General features: G+C 76.2%; 6 protein-coding genes. 3 read left to right on the top strand and 3 right to left on the bottom strand.

From position 1 onward, the window contains the following. The coding region (locus RIF68_RS20070; protein WP_309052667.1) for an alkaline phosphatase D family protein at positions 1 to 1486 on the bottom strand (1486 nt) is incomplete at its 3' end. A gap of 237 nt (positions 1487 to 1723) precedes the next feature. Beyond that, on the bottom strand, positions 1724 to 3271 hold the full coding sequence (locus RIF68_RS20065; RefSeq protein WP_309052666.1) for a PLP-dependent aminotransferase family protein: 1548 nt from the start codon (positions 3269 to 3271) through the stop codon (positions 1724 to 1726). A gap of 47 nt (positions 3272 to 3318) precedes the next feature. Here RIF68_RS20065 and RIF68_RS20060 point away from each other — a divergent pair, with 47 nt between their 5' ends. The 3 genes from RIF68_RS20060 (at position 3319) to RIF68_RS20050 (ending at position 6880) form a co-directional block, all read left to right on the top strand. Further along, a complete protein-coding gene (locus RIF68_RS20060; RefSeq protein WP_309052665.1) occupies positions 3319 to 4476 on the top strand; it encodes a DMT family transporter in 1158 nt (385 codons plus the stop codon). A 571-nt stretch (positions 4477 to 5047) separates the two neighbouring features. Further along, positions 5048 to 5887 carry an RNA polymerase sigma factor SigJ gene (gene sigJ, locus RIF68_RS20055; protein ID WP_375165719.1) on the top strand — a complete coding sequence of 280 codons (840 nt, stop codon included), beginning with the start codon at positions 5048 to 5050 and terminating at the stop codon, positions 5885 to 5887. A 255-nt stretch (positions 5888 to 6142) separates the two neighbouring features. Next, positions 6143 to 6880 carry a GntR family transcriptional regulator gene (locus RIF68_RS20050; RefSeq protein ID WP_309052664.1) on the top strand — a complete coding sequence of 246 codons (738 nt, stop codon included), beginning with the start codon at positions 6143 to 6145 and terminating at the stop codon, positions 6878 to 6880. A 71-nt stretch (positions 6881 to 6951) separates the two neighbouring features. Here RIF68_RS20050 and RIF68_RS20045 read toward each other — a convergent pair. Beyond that, positions 6952 to 7617 (bottom strand): ROK family protein (locus tag RIF68_RS20045; RefSeq protein ID WP_309052663.1); only part of this gene is annotated, 666 nt, incomplete at its 5' end.

Raw genomic sequence — 7617 nt, 5'->3', positions numbered from 1 at the left:
CGATGTCGACCTCGCCGAAGTACTGCGGGCTCTCCATGGGCGAGACGTTCGCCCGCTCCGGCGCCCGCACGAACACCCGCTCAGGACCGAAGGTGTTGTCCAGCCGGCTCGCGGGGAAGCCGCCCGCCGCCAGCGGCCCCGACACGAACTCCCAGAAGGGCGCGAAGTCCTGGAACGCCGCCCGCTCCGGCGCGTAGTGCTGCGCCGAGGTGTGGTGCACGTCCGCCGTCAGCCACAGCGTGCCGGTGATCCGCCGGTGCTTGACGAACCGCAGCAGCTCCGCGATCTGCAGCTCCCGGCCCAGCGGCGCCCCCGGATCGCCCTGGGCCACCGCCTCGAAGTTCGCCGCGCCGTCCGGCACGACCAGCCCCAGCGGCATGTCCGCCGCGAGCACCTTCCAGACCGCGCGGGACCGGGACAGCTCCCGCTTCAGCCACGCCAGCTGCTCCGCGCCGAGGATGCCGGTGGTGTCGTCCGCCTGCCGGCCGGGGGAGTTGGCGTTCCGGTACGAGCGCATGTCCAGCACGAACACGTCGAGCAGCGGCCCGTACCGCACCACCCGGTACATCCGGCGCTCACCGCCGCGCGCCCGCAGCGTGCCGGGGAAGTACTCCCCGAAGGCGCGCGCGGCGCGGGCGGCGAGCACGTCCACGTCCTTCTCCCCGTACCGCGCGTCGTCCAGGATCTGCCCCGGGTACCAGTTGTTGCGCACCTCGTGGTCGTCCCACTGCACCACCGACGGCACCTGCGCGTTGAAGGCCCGGACGTGGTGGTCGAGGAGGTTGTAGCGGAAGTTGCCCCGGTACTCGTCGAGGGTCTCGGCGACCTTCGCCTTCTCCGCCGTCATGACGTTGCGCCAGATCCGCCCGTCCGGCAGCGTCACCCGCTCCTGGAGCGGCCCGTCGGCGTAGATCGTGTCCCCGCTGCACAGGAAGAAGTCGGGGTCGAGGCGGCGCATCTCCTCGTACGCGCGATAGCCGCCCGTCTCCGGGTTGATGCCCCAGCCCTGCCCCGCGATGTCCCCCGACCACAGGAACCGGACCCCGTCCCGGCGCCGCTCCGGAGCCGTACGGAAGGTCCCGGTCACCGGTTCGCCGGTGCGCCGCGGGTCGTCCGGGTCCGCCAGGACGACCCGGTAGTGGATCTGCTCCCCGGCGGGCAGCCCGTGCAGGGCCGTGGTCCCGGTGAAGTCGGTGCCGGCGCCCAGCAGCGGCCCGTGGTGCCGTCGAACGAGGCGGAACGAGTCGGTCGCGGAGGTCTCCACGACCATCCGGGCGGGCCGGTCCGCGCGCACCCACACCAGTCCGGAGTGGGCCGTGACCTCACCCGTCTGCACGCCCCAGCCGGCCCGGGGCCGCCCCGACAGCGCGAAGGCCGGGGCCGCCGCGAGGCCCGTCCCGCCCAGGGCGAGACCGGCGGAGGCGGCCAGCGAGCCGCGCAGCACCTGGCGCCGCGCGGGGGAGGGGACGGGAACGGACTCGGACATGGGACCTCCAAGGGGTGACGGCGGTGGCGCGGGTGATCGCGCCGCCCCATGCCTAACGGCCGGGAGCGGCGCCCGCGCGAACCGCGCGTGAACAGATCACCCGCCCGGGCGGCGCACCGCAGGCCACCCGGACAATCGCAACGGCCTGCCCGGGCCTCTTCGACGGGCCCTCCTCACCGGTGCGTGCCGTCCCGCCGCGCCCACGCGCGTGTGCCCCGTCCCGGCCCTCACCGCCCTTCACGCGCGCGTGCCGCCGCCCCCCGCCGCCTCCGCCACCCGCCGGATTCCCTCCGCGAGGACCGGCGGAGCCAGGTGCGCGTAGCCGATCACCAGCCGTACGTCCCCGTCCCCGGGACGCCCCGTGCCGTACTCCTCCAGGGTGCGCAGGGCCACCCCCGCCTCCGCAGCCCGCTCCAGGAACACGTCCGGCGGGCCGAAACGCGCCGGTACGCGCGCGATGACGTGCAGACCGGCGGCGATCCCGGACACCGCGGTCCCCGGCAGGAACTCCGCGAGCGCGGCGAGCAGCGCGTCGCGCCGTTCCCGGTAGGCGCGCTGGCAGCGGCGCAGATGCCGGTCGTAGGCGCCGCTCCGTACGAACTCCGCCAGCACCGCCTGGTCGAGCACCGGGTTGCCGAGGTCCATCGTCCGCTTGCGCTCCGCGACCTCGTCCACGAGGGCCTCCGGCACCAGCATCCAGCCGAGCCGCAGCCCCGGAGCGAGGGACTTGCTGACCGAGCCCGCGTACGCCACCCGCTCGGGATCGAGCCCCTGAAGGGCACCCACCGGAGCCCGGTCGTAGCGGAAGTCACCGTCGTAGTCGTCCTCCAGCACGTAGCCGTCGGCCTTCCGCGCCCAGTCGAGAAGCGCGGCCCGGCGGCCCGCGGACCAGGCGATGCCGGACGGGAACTGGTGCGAGGGCGTCACGACCACCGCCCCCACCCCGGAGGCGGCGAGCGGGCCGGGCCGCAGCCCCTCCCCGTCCAGCGGCAGCCACACCGTCCCGAGGCCGGTCGACGCGAACAGCCGCCCGTGCTCCGGGCTTCCCGGGTCCTCGATCCCCACCGTCCGCACCCCCCGCCCCCGCAGCACGAACCCCATGAGCGTCGAGGCCTGGGCTACCCCCGAACAGACCACCAGCCGCTCGGGATCGGCCACCACCCCCCGCCGCCGTGTCAGCAACGCCGCCAGCGCCTCCCGCAGTTCGGGCAGCCCGCGCGGGTCCGGGTAGCCGAGCGTGCTGTGCGGGGTCCGCGCGAGCACGGTCCGCTGCGCCGCCGCCCACGCGGACCTCGGGAAGAGCGAGAGGTCCGGAGTCCCGGCCCGGAAGTCGACCCGTACGCCGGGGGCGCGCGGAGCCAGGTCACGGGCGCCCCTGACGGCCGCCCGGGCGGCGCCGCCCACCCATGTCCCCGACCCGCGGTCACTGCGGAGATAACCCTCGGCGGTCAGCTGCTCGTACGCCTCGGTGACCAGGCCCCGCGACACCCCGAGGTCGGCCGCGAGCTCACGGGACGACGGCAGCCGGGTCCCGGCGGCGAGCCGGCCCGAGCGCACCGCCTCGCGCAGCGCCTCCTGGAGCGCCCGCCCACGCCGCCGCGCCGGCGCCCCGGCCGCCGGCAGCAGCAGCTCCCACGCCGGCTGCCCACCGGCCCCCGTCCCGGGTCCCGCCCCCGTGACCCCTCCGGTCCGCGGCCCCTCACCGGGGCCCGTACCTCCCCCCGGTCCCGCCTCCGCCTCGTCCCGCCCCGCCCGTCCACTCCATGTGGTCCCCGATGACGTCATGGAAGTGGACCTTAAACCGGGCCGCGCGCGTTCCTACGGTCGGGACCATGAACGCCAACTCCCTGCGCGGGGTGCTGCTCGTCACCCTCGCCTACGCCCTCGTCGGCGCCTCCTTCACCGCCAACAGCCTGCTCGGCGACTACCCGTACGCGGGCGGACAGGCGCTGCGCTACGCGGCCGCCTGCCTCCTCCTGCTGCCCCTGCTCGGCGGCCGTCGCGGCCTCGCCCCGCTGCGGCTGCTGACCACCCGTCACTGGGTGCGGCTCGCCGCGCTCGCGGCCGTGGGCATGGTCGGCTTCAACCTCGCGGTCCTGGCCGCCGAGCGGACCGCCGAACCGGCCGTCCCCGGCGTCCTCGTCGGCTGCGCCCCCGTCGTCGTCGCGGTCCTCGTGCCCCTCGCCGAGGGCCGCAGGCCCGCGCGCGCCGTCCTGTACGGGGCCCTGCTCGTCGCCGCCGGGGCCCTCGCCGTGCAGGGCTGGGGGCGTACGGACCTGGCGGGGATCGGCTACTCGGTGGCGGCCCTCGCCGGCGAGGTCGGCTTCACCGTGCTCGCCGTACCCGTGCTCCGGGTCCTCGGGCCCAAGCTCCTGACGGCCGTGGTCTGCGGGATCGGGGCGGCCGAGTCGGCGCTCCTGGGGCTCGCCGTGGACGGGACGGACGTCCTGCGCATGCCGACGGCCGTGGAGGCGGGCGCGCTGGTCTGGCAGGCGGCCCTGGCCACGGTCGTCGGATTCGTCCTCTTCTACATGGGCGTGCAGCGGATCGGGGTGGAGCGGGCCACGCTCTACACCGGGGCGATCCCGGTGGCCGCCGCGCTGAGCGCCGCCCTCGTCGGCACGGCCGCCTTCGGCCTGCCGCAGGCGGCCGGCGCCCTCCTCGTGGGGGCCGGGGCGGCCCTCGGCACGGGCCTGTTCACCCGCCGGCGCGCCACCGGCTCCACGCCCGCCGCCCAGGACGTCGCGGGCGACGGGAGCGGGGCCGTCGTTCCCCCGCACGTCCCCGAGGCCGGGCAGCCGGCCGAGCGCCGGCGGGGCTCCCACACCCTGACGTCACGGCAGGTGCCGGTCCCGGGTGCCCCGGGCGACGGCGACCGGGACGGCCGGGACGCCGCCCCGGACGAGCACGGTCCGGCCCGCGACCAGCGTCTGGTGAAAGCCGGTGGCGCCACACGGGGCGGGCGTCCCGGCCACGGCCACCTCGGCTGAACGGCGGCCGCGGCGGCCCGGATCCGGGTTCCGCCGCCGGCGCACCGCGCTCCGGCAGGCAGAGGACGGCGGAGGCGTACCGCCCCTTCCGGGAACCGGCGGGGCGGAGGGCGGTCGCCCGACACGCCCGTCTCCCCCCGCCCGAGCTCCAGGCCCCGCCGGCGGGGCCGTTCGAGCCCCGCCGGAACTGGACAGCGGGACTCCCGTCGGCTGGGATGGCCGGGTGCCCACCGACATCCCCACCCATACCGAGACCGCCACCGGAACGGGGCCTGACACGGCCACGGAAACGAAGCCCGGGACCGCCTCGGGCACGGCCACCGAATCGGGGCCCGATACGGCCACGGAAGCGCGGCCCAGGACCGCCGGGGGAGCCGGGCCTGACACGGCCACGGATGCGGAGCCCGGGACCGCCCGGGGAGCGGGGCCCGATGCGGCCACCGAAACGAGGCCCCGGACCGCCCCGGGCACGGCCACCGAAGCCGGGCCCGGCGCGGCCCCCCGGATCCCGCCGGGCGCGGGCGGTGACGGCGCCGACGCGCCGACCGCCCTGTTCGAGGAGCACCGCGCCATGCTGCTCGGCGTCGCCTACCGGATGCTCGGCCGCGCCGCCGACGCCGAGGACGTCGTGCAGGAGGCGTGGCTGCGCTGGACCTCCGGTGACCGCTCAGACGTCCGCGAGCCCCGCGCCTTCCTCGTACGCGTCACGACCCGGCTCGCCCTCGACCGCCTCCGCCAGGCGCAGGCCCGCCGCGAGTCCTACGTCGGCCCCTGGCTCCCGGAGCCGGTCCTCACCGACTTCGGCCCGGCCGCGCCCGACACCGCAGAGCGCGCCCTCCTCGTGGACTCCGTCTCGCTCGCCGTCCTCGTCGTCCTGGAGTCCCTCTCGCCGCTGGAGCGCGCCGTCTTCGTGCTGCGCGAGGCCTTCGGCTTCCCGTACGCGGAGATCGCCGCCGTCCTGGACCGCGGCGAACCGGCCGTCCGGCAGCTCGCCGGCCGTGCCCGGCGCCACGTCGAGGAGGGCAGGCCGCGGTACGACGTCGACCCGGCGGAGCGCAGGGAGCTCACCGAACGGTTCCTCGCGGCCGCGTCCGGCGGCGACCTGGGCGAGCTGCTCGCGCTGCTCGCCCCGGACGCCCGGCTGGTCGGCGACAGCGGCGGCAAGGCCAAGGCGCCGCTGCGGATCATCGAGAGCGCCGACAAGGTCGGCCGCTTCCTCGCCGCCGTGGCCCCGCCGGTGCGGACCACGCACGTCCACCGCTTCGCCGAGATCAACGGCGCCCCGGCCGTCGTCACCCTGGTGGACGGACGGCCCGATTCCGTGATGCAGCTGGAGGTGCTCGACGGACGCGTCCACCGCGTCTACCTGCTCCGCAACCCCGACAAGCTGGGCGGCCTCGCCGGCCTCTGACCCCTCCGGCCGGCCGTTCGGCCCCGCCCCGTCTCCGCGCCCGGAGACGGGGCGGTCCGCTGCGCGCGTCCTGCCGGGGCGCGAACGTCCTGTGAACGATCCAGGTCAGAGGGTCACATTTGGGCACCTCGGGCCGAGGATTGGTCTTGACCAAGGGTGTGGCTCGTCCTATGGTCGCAGAGTTAGTGCAGGAACCTTTAATAAACAAGGGCGCGGAAAAGACGCCGCGGGACACGGCGATTGCGGAGGATCAGGGTGGGGACCACTCAGCTGGAACCGGTGCCGGAGCCCAAGTACCAGCACCTGAAGACGGTGATCGGGGAAGCGCTCGACTCCGAGTTCGCGGTCGGGGAGATCCTGCCCAACGAACGGGAGCTGGCGGCGCGCTTCGGCGTCGCCCGGGCCACGCTCCGCCAGGCCCTCGAACAGCTGGAGCTGGAGGGCCGCCTCCAGCGCCGCCGGGGCGTCGGCACCACGGTCGCCCCGCCGCGCGTCGGCGTGGACGTCTCCACCACCCAGCACTCCTGGCCGGGCGCCGGTGACGACGGCTGGCAGTCGCTCGACTCCTCCGTCGACGTGCCGCCGGCCGCCGTCGCGCGGACGCTGGAGACCGAGGCGGAGGAGCGGGTGCACATCGTCCGCCGCCTGCGCGTCTCCCACGGCCAGCCGGTCGCGGCCGAACTGCTGTACGTGCCCGAGGGCTCCGTCCCCCGGCTCACCGCCATCGACGCCCCGGGCCCGGCCCGCGCCCGTTCGGTCCTGCGCGAGCTCCACCGTCTGTCCCTGGACGGGCAGGACCGCTCCGTGGAGCTCGGCTCGGCCCGCGCGGACGACGCGAAGGAACTCGACCGGCTGCCGGGCGCGCCCGTGCTCGTCGTGACGACCCGCTACCTCTCCGGGGGACGCACGGCCGCGATCTCCGTGGCCACCTACCGCGCCGACACCTGCCGCCTCACCTTCGGCGACTCCGTCGACCTGGTCATGGCCTCCTGAGACCGCGACGCCCGAGCCACCGGTCCTCCGGGACCCGGTCCGGCCCGCCGTCGGCCGCCCCTCCCGGGCGGTCAGCGGCGGGCCGTCACCGTTCCCTCGACGGCGAACAGCTGCTCCTCGACGTGATCCAGAGCCAGCCGCAGGGCGCCCGTGGCCACCGCCGCCTCCCCGAGCAGGGAGAGCGCCACCCGGGGCGGACGCAGACAGAACCGCTCCAGCTGCTCCCGCAGCGGCTGGAGCACCCCGTCCAGACCGGCGGCCCAGCCGCCCACCACCACCAGCTCGGGGTCGAGCGCCAGGACGAGCGCCGCCACGTCGTGCACGAGCCGCTGGATGAACCGCTCCACCGCCGCCCGCGCCCGTACGTCACCCTGCCGGGCCAGCGCGAACACCTCGGCGACCGCCTGCTCGTCCAGCGGGTGCAGCGGCTCGTCCGTGGTCGACAGCAGGTGCTCCGGCGTGACCTCGCGTCCCAGCAGGTGCAGCGCGCCGATCTCGCCCGCCGCGCCGCCGTACCCCCGGTGCAGCCGGCCGCCGATCAGCGAGCCCGCCCCCGGGCTGAGCCCGGCCAGGACGAAGACGATGTCGTCGGAGTCGGTCGCCGCGCCCTTCCAGTGCTCGGCGACCGCCGCGGCGTTGGCGTCGTTCTCCACGATCACCGGGCAGCGGAAGGAGCGCCGCAGCCGCTTGCCGAGCGCGAGACCGGTCCAGCCGGGCAGCGCCGTGCCCAGCCGTAC

The organism is Streptomyces sp. (assembly GCF_031178505.1).
Taxonomy (GTDB): domain Bacteria; phylum Actinomycetota; class Actinomycetes; order Streptomycetales; family Streptomycetaceae; genus Streptomyces; species Streptomyces gulbargensis.
Note: the sequence above shows the minus strand (reverse complement) of the source record. Positions and strands in the feature narration are given on the sequence as shown.